This window comes from Luteibacter sp. E-22 (assembly GCF_049913125.1).
GTDB lineage: Bacteria > Pseudomonadota > Gammaproteobacteria > Xanthomonadales > Rhodanobacteraceae > Luteibacter.
This window is the reverse complement of sequence record NZ_CP183975.1, coordinates 2873316-2888646: the sequence shown is the minus strand read 5'-3', so window position 1 is coordinate 2888646 and position 15331 is coordinate 2873316. Positions and strand designations below refer to the sequence as shown.

The following is a 15331-nucleotide window of genomic DNA, read 5'->3' as shown; positions in this document are numbered from 1 at the left end:
CCAGGTGATGGCAAGCACCCATCGCCGACAGGGTCGGCTCCCACATTGAGCGGCTCCAACACTGAGCCCCTGACCTGACACGTCCGCCAGGTGCACAAACAAAAACACCGGCCAATGGCCGGTGTTTTCATCAAAACATTGGTCGGGGAGACAGGATTCGAACCTGCGACTTCTACGTCCCGAACGTAGCGCTCTACCAGGCTGAGCTACACCCCGACGGGAGCCGCGTATATTAGCCACGGGGCGTTCCCTTGGCAACAGGTCGTCGCATCTTTTTTACATTTCACCGCCGGGGGTATCGGTAGCCATCTGCTAATCTATGCGGCTGCCGCATGGCGGCGCCCGTACAGCCTGTCCGAAGAGGAATTGCATGGCACTCACCCCGGCCCGCACCATGCCCGGTGTCCTCGAGCTCCTGCCGCTCGACCAGATCGCCTTCCAGCGCATGCTGGATACGATCCGCCGCAACTACGAGCGATTCGGCTTCCTGCCGATCGAGACGCCGGTCATCGAGCATAGCGACGTGCTGCTGACCAAGACGGGCGGGGAAACCGAGCGCCAGGTGTACTTCGTCCAGTCGACCGGTGCCCTGGGCGCCGCGGCGGAAAAGGGTGGCGTGCCCGAACTGGCCCTGCGATTCGACCTCACCGTGCCCTTGGCGCGCTATGTGGCCGAGCACGAGCACGACCTGAGCTTCCCGTTCCGTCGGTACCAGATGCAGCGCGTCTACCGTGGCGAACGTGCGCAGCGCGGCCGCTTCCGTGAGTTCTACCAATGCGACATCGACGTGGTGGGCAAGGATTCGCTGTCCGTCCGCTACGACGCCGAAATCCCGGCGGTGATCTACAGCGTGTTCCGTGAACTCGACATCGGCGCGTTCACCATCCAGCTCAACAACCGCAAGTTGATGCGTGGCTATTTCGAGAACCTCGGCATCGCCGACGCCGAGCAGCAGATGCTCGTGCTGCGCGAGGTCGACAAGCTCGACAAGCGTGGCGCCGACTATGTGCGCGATACTCTAACGGGCGATGCGTTCGGTCTTTCCGCCGAGGTGGCCGCGAAGATCCTCGCCTTCGTGCAGGTGCGCTCCCACTCGGTGGACGACGCCTTCGCGAAGCTCGATGCGCTTGGCCAGGGTTCGGAAACCTTCGAGCAGGGCAGGGCCGAACTGAAGGAAGTACTTTCGTTGATTCGCGATTTCGGCGTTCCGGAAACGCATTTCGCTTTGAACCTCTCGATCGCCCGCGGTCTCGATTACTACACGGGCACCGTGTACGAGACCACGCTCGACGATCACCCTGGCATCGGTTCGATCTGCTCGGGTGGACGCTATGAAAACCTCGCTGGCCAGTACACCAAGTCGCACCTGCCGGGCGTGGGTATTTCCATCGGGCTGACCCGTCTTTACTGGCAGCTTCGCGATGCCGGCCTGATCTCGACCGCGCGGAGCACGGTCGACGTACTCGTCACGCAGATGGACCCAGCCCAGTTGCCCACGTACCTGGCCGTAGCCAATGAATTGCGCACCGCCGGCATCGCCACCGAGGTGGTGCTCGAGGGCGGCAAGCTGGGCAAGCAGTTCAAGTACGCCGACCGTGCGGGCATCCGCTTCGTGGTGGTGCTTGGCGAAGACGAGATCGCAAAGGGCGTCGTCACCGTGAAGGACCTTCGCCGCGAAGACCAGTTCGAGGTGCCGCGCGCCGACCTGGTGAAGACCCTGCGCGTCGAACTGGCCCAGGCCGAAATCGGCGTCTGATCCATCCACCCTCCCGACATATCACGGCCTTTACCATGACCAGCAGTATCCTTCTCGACGGGCGTAGCCTCACGCGCGCCCAGGTCGCCGACATCGCTCGCCGCGGCGCCACGATCCGCCTCGACGAGGCGCAACTGGTCAAGGTGAAACGCGCTGCCGATTTCCTGGCCGAGAAGGTGGGTGGCGGCGAGCCGATCTACGGCGTCACCACGGGTTTCGGCAGCAATGCCGACAAGCTGCTCGGCGCGCATCGCGTGCGCGACGAACTGCCGGGCGGCAATCCGGAGCCGCGCGAAGGCAGCTTGCTGGAAGAGCTGCAGCACAATCTCATCATCACGCATGCGGTGTGCGTCGGTAAGCCGTTCTCCACGGACGTCGTCCGAGCGATGCTGGCGATCCGCGTGAACACCTTGATGCGTGGCCACTCCGGCATTCGCGTGGAAACCCTGCGCGCGCTGGCCGACCTGCTCAATCGCGATGTCATTCCCGTCATTCCGGAGAAGGGTTCGGTCGGTGCCAGTGGCGATCTCGCGCCGCTCTCCCATCTGGCGATCGTGCTGCTCGGTGGCGGTGAAGCCTTCTACAAGGGCGAGCGCATGACCGGCGCCAAGGCCCTGGCCGCGGCGGGCCTTGAGCCGGTACGGCTTTCCTTCAAGGAAGGTCTGGCCCTGAACAACGGTACGACGCAGATGCTCGCCACGGGCGTGCTCGCGCTCGACACGATGGACATGTTGATCCGTACCGCGGATCTCGCCGCCGCGATGACGCTGGACGCCTTTGCCGGCCGCACTGGCGCCTATGCCGAGCAGGTGCACGCGTTGCGCCCGCATCCGGGACAGGTCGACGCGGCGCGAAATATGCGCGGCCTGCTCCAGGGCTCGACACTTGCCGATATCCCTTACCACCTCGTTCCGCGCTTTCGCCCGTGGCTTTCCGATGCGTGGTCCGACCCGGCCGACCAGGGCCATCGGTTCGATATCGGCTGGGATTGGGTCCCGGCCACGCAGCGTCACGGCAAGGAAGCCTTCTATTCGCGGTTCCTCCCCTTCAAGGGCGGCAAGAAGCACCAGCCGCAGGACGCCTACTGCCTGCGCTGCGCACCGCAGGTGCACGGCGCGGTGCGTGACGCGTGGGAACAGGCTTGCCGGGTTTTCGACGTCGAACTCAATGCCGTCACTGACAATCCGTTGGTGTTCCCGGATGCCGAGAACGCCGAAGTGATCGAAGACCAGGTGATCTCCGCCGGCCATTTCCACGGCATGCCGCTAGCGCTGGCGATGAGCTACGTGAAAGCGTCCATTCCCGTGCTGGCGTCGATTTCCGAGCGACGCACGGCGAAACTTGTCGATCCAGCCAATAACGATGGGCTTCCGGCTTTCCTTATCGGTAACGAGGACGCGACCGATTCGGGTTTCATGATCGTCCAGTACACGGCCGCCGCCCTGGTCAACGACCTGGCCACGCGCGCGCATCCGGCATCGGTGTATTCGGTGCCGACCAGCGCAAACGCCGAGGACCATGTGTCGATGGGTGCCAACGAGGCGCGCCATGTGCTGGAAATGACCGAAGACCTTGGCCACGTGCTGGCGATGGAACTCTATACGGCGGCCCAGGCCCTTGAATACCGCCAAGACATGCTCAATGCCGCGCGCTCCCTGGCGCACCGTGGCGACTGGCAGGCACTGGCCGCGAAAATCTCCGGCGCACCGCGCCCGGATTCACCGCATTACGCAGGTTTCGAACGCGAAGTGCGCGCATTGATGGACGCACTCGCCGCCGCGGACGACTTCCATGGTGGAGTGGCGGTGCGCGCGGCATTGGCGGCACTGCGTGAGCACATCGCCTTCATGCAGCGCGATCGCGCGATGGATGGCGACGTGCGCGCGGTGTGCGAACTGGTGGCTTCTGGCCGCCTCGTCGACGGCGGCTGATACTCACGAGCCAAAGAAGCGGAGGGTGGCCGCGGCCTCCACGGCGGGGGACCAGTCGTCCAGCATGCCGGCGCGTACGCCCGCCAGGTACTGGTAGAGCTGGGCGTCGTTGGCCAGGCCCAGCTTGTTCATGGCCGAGCGCTTCTGCCGGCTGATGGTCTTGAAGCTGCGGCCCATCAGTATCGCGATGTCACCCAGGCCGTGTCCCTGCGCGAAGGCGCGAAGCACTTCGACCTCGCGCGGCGAAAGCCGAGTGGCGTCGTCGTGGCCGTTCGCGCAATCCGCCTCATGGAACAACCGGCGTATGGCGGGACTGAGGTAGGACCGGCCCACATCGGCGGCGTGCACCGCCACGGGAATGTCGCGCAGGTTCGTGCGCTTGTCGAAAATGGCTGCGACGCCCATATCGAGCAGGCTGCGCAGGATGGCCGGGTTGGACATCATCGTGAGCACCACGATGCCCGTATCCGGACGGGCGGCGCGAATCCGCCGGATCATAGGCATGCCGTCGGGTTGGCTGCCCTCGGGCATGGAATAGTCGGTGACGACGACGTCGCAGGGGTGCTCGGCGAGGGCGTCGAACAGCGTGTCCGTATCGTGGGCGCGTGCGACGACTTCGTATCGGTGCGCCTTGAGAATCGTCTCGACCCCCGCCACGACCACCGGATGGTCGTCGGCGATGATCACGGTACTCGTCATGTCAGGCCTCATGGCGATGGAATCTCGTCATGTTGGCGGGCCGAAGCCGCGAAATATATGGAAGAAAAGCGCAATCACGTGTCGGCGCTTGCCACGACCAGGTTGCAGAGGTACGATACATTATCGTATTAACGCGTTAGTACACTATGAAGCGTCGCTCGCTCGATCCCGAAACCCCGGCCGACTCCGCGGAGACCAGCCTGTGCGAGGCCCTGCTGGGCCTGTCCACCGTCGATGAGATGCGAGCCTTCCTGCACGACCTGTGCACTCCGGCGGAAATCGAGGTGATGGTCGATCGTTGGCGGGTGGTGCCCCACTTGCTGGAGGGGCGTTCCTACCGGGAGATCCACGAGCGGACGGCGGTGAGCATCACCACGATCGGCCGCGTGGCCCGTTACCTCAACCAGGGCAGCGGGGGCTATATGGCCGCGGCGGCGCGGCGGAACGCGGGAGGTGCCGCATGAAGCCGCGCGACCGCCTGCGGATCGCCATGCAGAAGTCCGGCCGGCTCACCGAGCCCGCCCAGGAGCTGCTGGCGCGTTGCGGCCTCAAGTTCCGCCAGAGCCGCGACAAGTTGTTCTGTTTCGGCGAGGGAGAACCCGTCGACCTCCTGCTGGTCCGTGACGACGACATCCCTGGCCTGATAGCCGAAGGCGTATGCGACCTCGGCATCGTTGGCCGCAACGTCCTGCGCGAATTCCAGCTATCCAACGGCGAGGCCGGGGCGGGTCTCGACGAACTGCGATCGTTGGGCTTCGGCCACTGCCGCCTTTCCATCGCCGTACCCCAGGAAGACGCCTACGACGGCCCGGCGCAACTCGACGGCCAGCGCATAGCCACCTCGTATCCGGGGCTGCTGGGCGAATGGTTGCGGGCGAACGGCGTAGACGCGAAGGTCGTGATGCTCGCCGGCTCCGTGGAGATCGCCCCGCGCCTGGGCACCGCCGATGCGATCTGCGATCTCGTCTCCAGCGGCGCCACGTTGGTCGCCAACCAGTTGAGGGAAGCGGCGGTGGTGGTGGAGAGCGAGGCGGTGCTCGCCGGTCATCGCGAGCTTCCGCCGGATGAGCGCGGCGAGATCGCCGAGCTGCTCCTGCGTCGGCTCGACGGCGTGATCCAGGTGCGTGATTCCCGCCTGATCCTGATGCAGGCGCCGCGCGACGCGCTGGCCGCGATCACGCGGTTGTTGCCTGGCAGCCCGGTGCCGACGCTCACGCCGGTGGACGGTGCGCCCGACCAGGTCGTGCTGCAGGCCCTGTGCGCCGGCTCGGTGAGTTGGCGCCAACTCGAGGACATGAAACGCGCCGGCGCCCGCGACATGCTGGTGCTGCCGGTGGAGAAGATGCTGGCATGAAACGAATCGACTGGACGACCCTGGACGAAAGCGGCCGCGAGGCGGCGTTGGCGCGGCCCGCGCAGTCGCGCTCGGTGGAACTGCGCGAAGGCGTGGAAACCATCGTGGCGGAGGTGCGCCGGCGTGGCGACGAGGCCTTGTCCGAACTCACGGCGCGCTACGACGGCACCCGCCTGCAAGCGCTTGAGGTCAGTGACGAGGAGTTCGCCGCGGCGGAGGCGCGTCTCGCGCCCGAACTGAAAGCCGCGGTGATCGAAGCCGCTGGCCGTATCGAGGCCTTCCATCGCGCGGCGGCGCCGACGCCCATCGCGGTCGACACCGCGCCGGGCGTGCGGGTGGAACGGGTATTGCGGCCCATCGGCCGGGTAGGCCTGTACGTGCCTGCCGGCGGTGCGCCCCTTCCGTCCACCGCGATCATGCTCGGCGTGCCGGCGGCCATCGCGGGATGCCGCGAGGTGGTGCTTTGCACGCCGGTGCAGGCCGATGGCCGTTGCGACGATGCCGTGTTGTTCGCCGCGAAAACCACTGGCGTGCATCGCGTATTCAAGCTTGGCGGCGCGCAGGCGATCGCCGCGATGGCTTATGGCACGGAAACCGTTCCACGCTGCGACAAGATTTTCGGACCCGGCAACGCATGGGTCACCGAGGCGAAGTTGCAGGTGGCAGGCGATCCCGCCGGCGCGGCGATCGACATGCCGGCCGGCCCGTCTGAAGTGCTGGTGATCGCCGACGCCGACGCCGACCCGCGTTTCGTCGCCGCCGACCTGCTCTCGCAAGCCGAGCATGGCCCGGATTCGCAGGTACTGTTGGTCAGTCCATCGGCGAGCCTGCTCGATCGCGTGGCGATCGAGGTGGAGCGGCAGCGCGCCGCCTTGCCGCGGGCGGATATCGCCGCCAGGGCGCTGGCGGAAAGCCGCCTCGTGCAGGTGAGCGACCTCGACGAGGCGGTCACGGTCAGCAATCGCTACGCGCCCGAGCACCTCATCATCCAGACCGCCGAACCCCGCGCCTTGCTCGACGCCGTCGAATCGGCCGGTTCCGTCTTCCTCGGCGAATGGACGCCTGAATCCGTGGGCGACTACTGCAGTGGCAGCAACCACGTGTTGCCGACCTACGGGTATGCGCGCAGCTACAGCGGTGTCTCGGTCGCCAGCTTCCAGAAACAGGTCACCGTGCAGGAGGTGACCGCCGCCGGCCTGCGAGTCATCGGGCCTTGCGCGGCCACGCTGGCCGCCGCCGAGCAACTGGAGGCGCACCGCCGGGCAGTCACCTTGCGCCTCGCCGCGATGGATGCCACCGCATGAGCGTCCTCGACCTGGCCCGTCCCGATATCCGCGCGCTTTCGCCTTATTCGAGTGCGCGCATGGAAGCGCAGGGCGGCACCGTTCTGCTCAACGCGAACGAGTCCTCGCGCCCTCCGAACATCCCCGGCGGCGACGGACTGAACCGCTATCCGGACCCGCAGCCGCGGGCGCTGGTGGATGCACTTGCCGACCTCTACGGCAGCGAGCCGGACCGCGTGCTCGTGACGCGTGGCAGCGACGAGGCGATCGACCTGCTCGTGCGCGCCTTCTGTCGAGCGCGCGAGGATGCCGTCGTCGTCTCCCCACCCACCTTCGGCATGTACGCGGTCTGCGCGCGCATCCAGGGTGCAACGGTGATCGAGGTACCGCTCGAACCCGCCGGTGAACTCGACGCCGACAAGCTGCTTGCCGCGGTCACCCCGGCGACGAAGCTGGTGTTCGTCTGCACACCCAACAATCCCACCGGCAATCTCGTGCGGCGCGATGTGCTGGAACGCCTGGCCCGTGAACTCGATGGGCGTGCCGTGCTGGTGATCGACGAGGCCTACGCCGAGTTCAGCGGCGTGGCCAGCGCGACGTCGCTGATCGACGACCATGACAACGTGGCCGTGCTGCGCACGTTGTCCAAGGCCTGGTCCCTGGCCGGCGCACGTGTCGGAGCGCTGGTGGCGCGCGCGGAAGTGATCGCCTTGTTGCGCCGGATCATCCCGCCGTATCCGTTGCCGTCGCCCTGCGTGGACGCGGCGCTGGGTGCGCTTTCGTACGAAGGCAGGCGCGTGCAGCGCCACCACCTGCAGGAAATCCTTGCCGAACGCGCGCGCATGTTCGCGGCGCTGTCGGCCATGCCGGGGGTTCGCGAGGTGTTGCCGTCGCATGCGAACTTTCTCGCCGTGCGTTTCGACGATGCCGCCGGTACCTACCGGCGCCTGCTTGCCGCCGGCATCGTCGTGCGCGACATCACGAGATACCCAGGCCTTGACGACGCGCTGCGCATTACCGTGGGTACGGGTAACGAGAACGATCGCGTGCTCGCGATCCTCCGTGCTGGAACCGTCGCATGAGCCGGAAAATCCTCTTCGTCGACCGCGACGGCTGCCTTATCGAGGAGCCGGCGGACGAGCAGATCGACAGCTTCGAAAAGCTGGCGCTGATGCCGGGCGTCATCGCCGCGCTGCAACGCATCGTCGGTGCGGGATACGAACTGGTGATGGTGACCAACCAGGACGGCCTGGGCACGACGTCGTTCCCGCAAGAAGCCTTCGATGGCCCCCACCAGCTATTGCTGCGACTCCTCGCCTCGCAAGGCATCACCTTCCGCGAGCAACTGATCGACCGGAGCCTTCCCCACGAAAATCGCGACACCCGCAAGCCGGCCACCGGCCTGGCCCGGCACTGGCTTGCCGACGACAGCTGGAGCCGTGCGCGATCGGCCATGGTCGGCGATCGCGATACCGATCTCGTCTTCGCGGCGAACATGGGCGTGCGCGGTTTCCTCGTCGGCGCCCGGGGTGCGAGCTGGGCCGAGGTGGCGCACGCCTTGCTTGATGCACCGCGCACCGCCGAAGTGCTGCGCAAGACGAAGGAAACCTCGATCCGGGTCGCCGTCGACCTCGATCGCGTCGCCGATCCCGTCGTCCACACCGGGCTGGGCTTCTTCGACCACATGCTCGAGCAGATCGGCAAGCATGGCGGCTTCGCGCTCGATCTGCGGTGCGAGGGCGATACCCATATCGACGAACACCACACCATCGAGGATTCGGCGCTGGCGCTCGGCCAGGCCCTGCGCCAGGCCCTGGGCGACAAGCGCGGCATCGGCCGCTACGGATTCGCGTTACCGATGGACGAGAGCGCCGCGCGTGCCGAACTGGATCTCTCCGGCCGCCCGTACTTCGTTTTCGAGGGCGAGTTTCCGCGTGAACGCGTGGGCGACGTGCCGACCGAACTCGTGCCGCATTTCTTCCGCTCGCTATGCGAGACGCTCGGCGCGAACCTGCACCTCACCGTGCACGGGGAAAACGCGCACCACATGGTCGAAGGCTGCTTCAAGGTGGTCGCGCGCACCTTGCGCCAGGCGATCCGCCGCGAGGGCGAGGAACTGCCCAGCACGAAGGGGAGCCTGTGATGCGGGTCGTCCTCGTCGACGCCGGTGGCACCAATATCGGTTCGGTGCGCTATGCCTTGCAGCGTCTCGGCACCGATGCCGAACTGACCTCCAGTGCGGCGGCGATTCGCGCCGCGAGCCATGTGATCCTGCCGGGCGTGGGCGCGGCGGGGCCCGGCATGCGCATGCTGCGCGAGGCCGGCCTGGTGGACGTGATGCGCGGGCTCACCCAGCCGGTACTCGGCGTCTGTCTCGGCATGCAATTGCTCTGTGAGCGCTCCGAGGAAGCGGATACCGAGTGCCTCGGCGTGGTTCCCGCCACGGTACGACGTTTCGTCGATACGCCAGGCTTGCGGGTGCCGCACATGGGCTGGAACAGCCTGCACGTCACCACCGGTCATCCGCTCGTCGCGGGCTTGCGTGAAGGAGACACGGCCTACTTCGTGCACAGCTACGCGGTGCCCATCGGCGATTACACCCTCGCGGCGAGCGAGCACGGCATGCCCTTCGCGGCCGTCGTCGCCGCCGGCAATTTCATGGGCATGCAGTTCCACCCCGAACGTTCGGCGGGCGTGGGCGCGCAGCTCCTGCGGAATTTCCTTTCCCTATGACGCTTCCCATTCCCGCCATCGACCTGCGTGACGGCAAGGTCGTCCGCCTTTTCCAGGGCGATTACACGCAGCAGACCACTTTCGCTTTCGAGCCCGAAGCGCTGGCCGTGCGTTACGCCGATGAAGGCGCCACGTGGTTGCACGTGGTCGACCTCGACGGTGCACGCACCGGCCGTTTCGAAAACCTCGCGACCATCGCCGGCATCGCCTCGGCGGGGCGGCTGCGCGTGCAGGCCGGCGGTGGCATCCGCGATGAAGACGGCGTGCGCCGGCTGCTGGCGGCGGGAGCGCAGCGCGTGGTGGTCGGCAGCATGGCCATACGAGCGCCCGAGACGGTGGCGGCATGGATCGGCCGCTACGGCGCCGATCGCATCGTGCTGGCGCTGGACACGCGTTTCCGCGACGGCACATGGACACTGCCGAGTGCTGGTTGGACGGCCGATGAGACGCGTACGCTGGATGAGCTCGTGCCCTGGTACGAAGCCGCCGGCACACGCCATGTCCTTTGTACCGACATCGACCGCGACGGCACGATGACCGGCCCGAACGTCGCGTTGTATCGCCACCTTGCCATGCTGGCGCCGTCGCTGGACGTGCAGGCCTCGGGCGGTGTGCGTTCGCTCGACGATGTCGCCGGCCTCGCGCTGCAAGGTGTCGCGGGCGTCATCCTCGGCCGCGCCTTGCTGGAAGGCGCTTTCGCGCTACCCGACGCGTTCGCCGTCGCACAAAAGGCGAATGCATCATGCTGAATCGTCGCATCGTTCCCTGTCTCGACGTGCGCGACGGCCAGGTGGTGAAAGGCGTGCGCTTCCGTGACCACGTGGTGGTCGGCGAAATCGTCGAGCTGGCCCTGCGATACCGCGACGAAGGGGCCGACGAACTGGTGTTTTACGACATCACCGCCAGTCCGGAAGGCCGCCGGGTCGACCGCGATTGGGTCGAGCGCGTGGCGCGAGAAATCGATATCCCGTTCTGCGTGGCCGGCGGCATCCGCAGCGTCGAGGATGCGCGCGAGGTGCTGCATGCCGGCGCGGACAAGGTCTCCATCAATTCCCCCGCGCTGGAGCGGCCTGCCCTGGTCGGCGAGATAGCCGACGCGTTCGGCGTGCAGTGCGTCGTCGTCGGCGTGGACAGCTTGCGCGACGACGATGGTCAATGGCGCGTGCGTCAATACACGGGCGACCCTTCGCGCACGCGAGCCTTGCGCAAGCGCACGCTGGACTGGATCGAGGAAGTCCAGCAGCTGGGTGCGGGCGAGATCGTGCTCAATTGCATGGGTACCGATGGCGTCCGTCGCGGTTACGACATCGAGCAGTTGAAGGCGGCGCGGGCGATCAGCCACGTGCCGCTGGTCGCCTCCGGTGGCGCGGGCACGCCGGAGCACTTCACCGAGGTGTTCCGTGACGCGGACGTCGATGCGGCGCTCGCGGCGAGCGTGTTCCATTCGGGCGACATCGGTATTCCCGCGCTCAAGCGCGACCTGCGTGCGCAAGGCATCGAGGTGAGGTTATGAGTGAGAGGGTTCCCGATTTCGCCAAGGGTGGCGGCTTGCTGCCGGCGATCGTGCAGCATGCGCGTACGGGCGAGGTACTGATGCTGGGCTACATGGACGAGGCCGCGCTGGCGAAGACGCGGGAGCTCGGGCAGGTCACCTTCTTCAGCCGAAGCAAGCAACGCTTGTGGACCAAGGGCGAAACATCCGGCGATACGCTGGCCCTGGTCGATGCACGACTCGATTGCGATGCGGACACGCTTCTCGTGCGTGCCTTGCCCGCCGGGCCCACGTGCCATACCGGCACGACGAGCTGCTTCGGTGACGACGTTGCGCCGGCGCTGGGATTCCTTGCGGAACTGGATGCGCTGGTCGCGTCGCGACACGCGGAACGGCCACAAGGCAGCTATACGACGACGCTGTTCGAAGGCGGCATCCGCCGCATGGCGCAGAAAGTGGGAGAGGAGGGCGTCGAGACCGCGCTCGCGGCGATCGCCGAGGACGACGACGCGCTGATCGGCGAAGCCGCCGATCTTGTCTTCCATCTGATGGTGGTCTTGCGTGCGCGCGGCATCGGTTTCGATACCGTGGCCGCGAAGCTGGCTTCGCGGCACGCGAAATGAAGCGGCCGCGCTAGGCGACCGCAGGCTCCCGTTTAGCGGTTGCCGCCACGATTGCCATTGCCGCCACCACCGCCACGGTTTCCACCGCCACCGCCACCGCCACCGCCACCGCCGCCACCCGGACGACCGCCACGGTTGCCACCCGGACGCGGACCGCCGCCGGCACGGTTGCCACCACCCTGGCCGCCACCGCCCGTGCGATTGCCACCGCCTGCCGGACCGCGGCCGCGATTGCCGCCGCCATCGAAACGAGCGCCCGCCGGCGCACGATTGCCGTCGGAACGGCCCGGGCCTGCCGCGCGGTTGCCTTCGGCACGGCCCTGGCCCATGGGCCGATTGCCGCCACCCGCGTTGCCGGGACGTCCACCCGGACGTGGACCGCGGTTGCCCGTGGCGTTACCGGCCGCGTTGCCGCCGCCGGTACGGCTGTCGCCCGCGAACCACGTGCGGATCGACGGAAGTTCCTGGCCCGGTGCGACGCGACGCGATTTGCGCGGGCCACCGGCGGCACCGCCGCGCTCGGGACGCGCGACGTTCCCGTTGACCTCGCGACGCGGAGCGCCCGCCTGGCCGCCGCGACCGCCACGGCCGCCGGCACCGCCACGTCCACCGCGTGGATTGTCGTCGCGCAGGCGGTCAAAGGCAGTGAGTTCACGGGCTTCGTCGTGACGAGCCGAACTCCACGCACCCGTGGTGCGGGTGTCCGGCTTGTATTCGGTGATATGACGCGGGGCGCGGCGCTGGTGCACCACGGCGCTCAGCGTCAGCACGGGGGCCGGGGCGCCGAGGCCCGCGCGCTCGCGCAGCTCCTTGATCGCGGTGTCGTCCAGCGATTCGCAATCGCCACGGCGCAATGCGCGCGGCAATTCGACCGTGCCGTAGCGGATGCGCTTCAGGCGGCTGACCAGGAAGCCCTGCGAATCCCACAGGCGGCGGACTTCGCGATTGCGACCCTCGCGGATGGTGACGCGGAACCAGCTATGGCTTCCGCCACGGCTGATGGTGGCGATCTCGTCGAAGCGGGCGGGGCCGTCTTCCAGTTCCACGCCGGCCTTGAGCCGTTCGATGACCTCGTCGGGCACCTCGCCGTGCACGCGGCAAAGGTATTCACGCTCCAGACCGCTCTTCGGGTGCATCAGCGCGTTGGCGAGTTCGCCATCGGTGGTGAGCAGGAGCAGGCCGGTGGTGTTGATGTCGAGGCGGCCCACGGCGACCCAGCGGGCGCCACGCAGGCGCGGCAGCTGTTCGAACACGGTGGGACGGCCTTCGGTGTCCTCGCGCGTGGTCACCACGCCTTCGGGCTTGTGGTAGACCAGCACTTCGGCGTCGTTGCGGTTGTCGGTGGCGACGACGAACTGCTTGCCGTCGAGCACCACGCGGTCGCCGGCGTGGACACTGGAGCCGATCGTGGCGACCGTGCCGTTGACCTCGACTTCGCCGGCCTGGATGCGCTGTTCGAGCATCCGGCGCGAGCCGAGTCCGGCATTGGCGAGGACCTTGTGCAGGCGCTCCTCGAGCTGTTGGTTGCTGTCGACGGGGTTGTCGCCGCCGCGCTTAAGGGTGAGCAGGGATCGTTGTGGCGCGTTCATGCGCGTGACTCCTCGGTATCTTTCTCGGCGTCGTCGTCTTCGGCGTCGCCTACGGGGTTCTCTGCCTCGTCGGCAGTGGGGGAAGTCGCGGCGACATCGTCGCCGGCAGGCAGCTGGTTCGCGACCTCGATCTCGTCGCCCTCGACGGGTGCGGTCTCGGTAGCGGTATTCGTATCGTCCGGCATCGCGGCGTGGGCGGACGCGGGTATCGCGTCACCCTCGAAGCGCATCTGCGGATTGAGTTCCTCGAGGTCGCGGATCTCGGAGAGCGGGGGCAGGGCGTCCAGCGACTTGAGGTTAAAGTAGTCGAGGAAGCCGCGCGTGGTACCGAACAGGGCGGGTTTTCCCGGAACGTCGCGATGTCCGACGACGCGGATCCATTCGCGTTCCTCGAGCGTCTTGATGATGTTCGAGGAGACCACCACGCCGCGGATCTGTTCGATCTCCGGACGGGTGATCGGCTGACGGTAGGCGATCAGGGCCAGCGTTTCGAGCAGGGCGCGCGAGTAGCGGCTGGGTTTTTCCGCCCACATCCGCGAGACCCAGGGATGCACGTCGCGACGGACCTGGTAGCGCCAGCCGGAAGCGACCTCGACCAGTTCCACGCCGCGTCCTTCGCAATCCCCGGCAAGCGACGCCAGGGCAGCCGTGAGTTCCTCCGTGCCGACGTCTTCTTCCTCGCCGAAAATCGCCTTCAATTGCGCGATCGTCATCGGCTGGGTCGACGCCAGGAGCGCCGCTTCCACGATGGGTTTGAGTTGTTCGGGTTGCATAGGCCTTGGGGTGTACCGCGCCTTTCACGCGCGGATGGGTTCGTGCACGGGAGCGGCCGCTCGTGCGACGCCCCCCGGTTCGTGGCCCTTTGGAGGGCCTTCAGGCGAGCGCTTCCTCGGGCTCGGCCTCCATCTGTACCTTCGTCTTCAGGTAGATCGGCCCGAGGGCTTCTTCCTGGACGATTTCCACGAGCATTTCCTTCGCGAGTTCCAGCATGGCGAGGAAGGTGACCACGACGCCCAGCCGTCCCTCGTTGATGTCGAACAATGTTTCGAAGCGGTGGAAACCGCCACCCTCGCTGAGGGTCTGGAGCAGGTCGCCCATGCGCTGGCGCACACTGAGCGGTTCGCGCTGGATCGCATGGTGCGTGAACAGATCGGCGCGGGTGAGCACGTCCTTGAGCGCGAGCAGGAGCTCCTTGAGGTCCAGCGGTGGCGGCACGCGTACCACGTTGTGCTCGCCGACGAAGGCGTGGACCACGGTGGTATCGCGTTCCAGGCGCGGCAGCTCGTCGATATCCGCCGCGGCCCGCTTGAAACGTTCGTACTCCTGCAGGCGACGGACGAGTTCGGCGCGGGGATCCTCCTCGACGCCTTCCTCGGCCGGTGGCCGCGGCAGCAGCAACCTGGACTTGATCTCCGCGAGGATCGCGGCCATCAGCAGGTATTCCGCCGCGAGCTCCAGGCGCATCACCTCGCGCATCATGTCGATGTAGTCCATGTACTGCCGGGTGATCTCGGCCACAGGGATGTCGAGGATGTCGAGGTTTTGCCGGCGGATCAGGTACAGCAACAGGTCGAGTGGACCTTCGAACGATTCGAGGATGACTTCGAGCGCGTCCGGCGGGATGTACAGGTCCTGGGGCATTTGCAGCACCGGTTGCCCGCGCACAAGCGCGAGAGGCATTTCCTGCTGCTGCGGGATGCCCGCGAAGGCACCCTGGGTTTTTTCGACCACCTGGACTTCGGTTGTCTCGTTAGTCATCGGCACACGTCAGAAGGGTCGCGAGTGCGACCGGGAACGCAACAATCGATGCCGTCCGGCGGCTACACCGCCACCTCGCCCGGCATGCCACGCATCGTCGCCGACGAGCGAAA

15 protein-coding genes and 1 tRNA gene are annotated in these 15331 nt (G+C 66.9%); 11 read left to right on the top strand and 5 right to left on the bottom strand.

What is annotated here, in order from left to right:
* Positions 1 to 139 precede the first annotated feature (139 nt).
* A tRNA-Pro gene (locus tag ACN9M2_RS12960) sits at positions 140 to 216 on the bottom strand.
* Positions 217 to 370: 154 nt separating this feature from the next.
* Here ACN9M2_RS12960 and hisS point away from each other — a divergent pair.
* Positions 371 to 1756, top strand: coding sequence for a histidine--tRNA ligase (gene hisS / locus ACN9M2_RS12955; protein ID WP_426285121.1), 1386 nt, complete (start codon positions 371 to 373; stop codon positions 1754 to 1756).
* Between the two features lie 35 nt (positions 1757 to 1791).
* A complete protein-coding gene (locus ACN9M2_RS12950; protein WP_426285120.1) occupies positions 1792 to 3687 on the top strand; it encodes an HAL/PAL/TAL family ammonia-lyase in 1896 nt (631 codons plus the stop codon).
* Between the two features lie 3 nt (positions 3688 to 3690).
* On the opposite strand, the gene ACN9M2_RS12945 is transcribed toward ACN9M2_RS12950, so the two are convergent.
* Positions 3691 to 4386, bottom strand: a complete 696-nt coding sequence (locus ACN9M2_RS12945; RefSeq protein ID WP_426285119.1) for a response regulator — start codon at positions 4384 to 4386, stop codon at positions 3691 to 3693.
* A gap of 146 nt (positions 4387 to 4532) precedes the next feature.
* On the opposite strand from ACN9M2_RS12945, the gene ACN9M2_RS12940 reads away from it, so the two are divergent.
* The 9 genes from ACN9M2_RS12940 to hisIE are packed head-to-tail and all read left to right on the top strand — an operon-like array spanning position 4533 to position 11871.
* Positions 4533 to 4850, top strand: a complete 318-nt coding sequence (locus ACN9M2_RS12940) for a YerC/YecD family TrpR-related protein (protein WP_306850450.1) — start codon at positions 4533 to 4535, stop codon at positions 4848 to 4850.
* Positions 4847 to 5740 (top strand): ATP phosphoribosyltransferase, encoded by an 894-nt coding sequence (gene hisG / locus ACN9M2_RS12935; RefSeq protein ID WP_426285117.1) that lies wholly within the window; start codon positions 4847 to 4849, stop codon positions 5738 to 5740. The genes ACN9M2_RS12940 and hisG overlap by 4 nt, the downstream gene beginning before the upstream one ends.
* Positions 5737 to 7044: a histidinol dehydrogenase gene (gene hisD / locus ACN9M2_RS12930; RefSeq protein ID WP_426285115.1), complete on the top strand. Its 1308-nt coding sequence runs from the start codon at positions 5737 to 5739 to the stop codon at positions 7042 to 7044. The genes hisG and hisD overlap by 4 nt, the downstream gene beginning before the upstream one ends.
* Positions 7041 to 8105 carry a histidinol-phosphate transaminase gene (gene hisC / locus ACN9M2_RS12925; RefSeq protein ID WP_426285114.1) on the top strand — a complete coding sequence of 355 codons (1065 nt, stop codon included), beginning with the start codon at positions 7041 to 7043 and terminating at the stop codon, positions 8103 to 8105. Before hisD ends, hisC begins: the two co-directional genes overlap by 4 nt.
* Entirely contained in the window at positions 8102 to 9166 is a 1065-nt protein-coding gene (gene hisB / locus ACN9M2_RS12920) for a bifunctional histidinol-phosphatase/imidazoleglycerol-phosphate dehydratase HisB (protein ID WP_426285112.1), read from the top strand. Before hisC ends, hisB begins: the two co-directional genes overlap by 4 nt.
* A complete protein-coding gene (gene hisH / locus ACN9M2_RS12915; protein WP_426285110.1) occupies positions 9166 to 9756 on the top strand; it encodes an imidazole glycerol phosphate synthase subunit HisH in 591 nt (196 codons plus the stop codon). The genes hisB and hisH overlap by 1 nt, the downstream gene beginning before the upstream one ends.
* Entirely contained in the window at positions 9753 to 10505 is a 753-nt protein-coding gene (hisA, locus tag ACN9M2_RS12910; protein ID WP_426285109.1) for a 1-(5-phosphoribosyl)-5-[(5-phosphoribosylamino)methylideneamino]imidazole-4-carboxamide isomerase, read from the top strand. Before hisH ends, hisA begins: the two co-directional genes overlap by 4 nt.
* Positions 10499 to 11269, top strand: coding sequence for an imidazole glycerol phosphate synthase subunit HisF (hisF, locus tag ACN9M2_RS12905; RefSeq protein WP_426285108.1), 771 nt, complete (start codon positions 10499 to 10501; stop codon positions 11267 to 11269). Before hisA ends, hisF begins: the two co-directional genes overlap by 7 nt.
* On the top strand, positions 11266 to 11871 hold the full coding sequence (hisIE, locus tag ACN9M2_RS12900) for a bifunctional phosphoribosyl-AMP cyclohydrolase/phosphoribosyl-ATP diphosphatase HisIE (RefSeq protein WP_426285107.1): 606 nt from the start codon (positions 11266 to 11268) through the stop codon (positions 11869 to 11871). Before hisF ends, hisIE begins: the two co-directional genes overlap by 4 nt.
* 32 nt (positions 11872 to 11903) lie before the next feature.
* Here the strand turns inward: hisIE and ACN9M2_RS12895 are convergent, their stop codons facing one another.
* The 3 genes from ACN9M2_RS12895 to ACN9M2_RS12885 form a co-directional block, all read right to left on the bottom strand.
* Positions 11904 to 13460 carry a pseudouridine synthase gene (locus ACN9M2_RS12895; protein WP_426285106.1) on the bottom strand — a complete coding sequence of 519 codons (1557 nt, stop codon included), beginning with the start codon at positions 13458 to 13460 and terminating at the stop codon, positions 11904 to 11906.
* Positions 13457 to 14233 (bottom strand): SMC-Scp complex subunit ScpB, encoded by a 777-nt coding sequence (scpB, locus tag ACN9M2_RS12890; RefSeq protein WP_426285105.1) that lies wholly within the window; start codon positions 14231 to 14233, stop codon positions 13457 to 13459. Before scpB ends, ACN9M2_RS12895 begins: the two co-directional genes overlap by 4 nt.
* A gap of 100 nt (positions 14234 to 14333) precedes the next feature.
* Positions 14334 to 15140 (bottom strand): segregation and condensation protein A, encoded by an 807-nt coding sequence (locus ACN9M2_RS12885; RefSeq protein ID WP_306850689.1) that lies wholly within the window; start codon positions 15138 to 15140, stop codon positions 14334 to 14336.
* Positions 15141 to 15331: the final 191 nt, after the last annotated feature.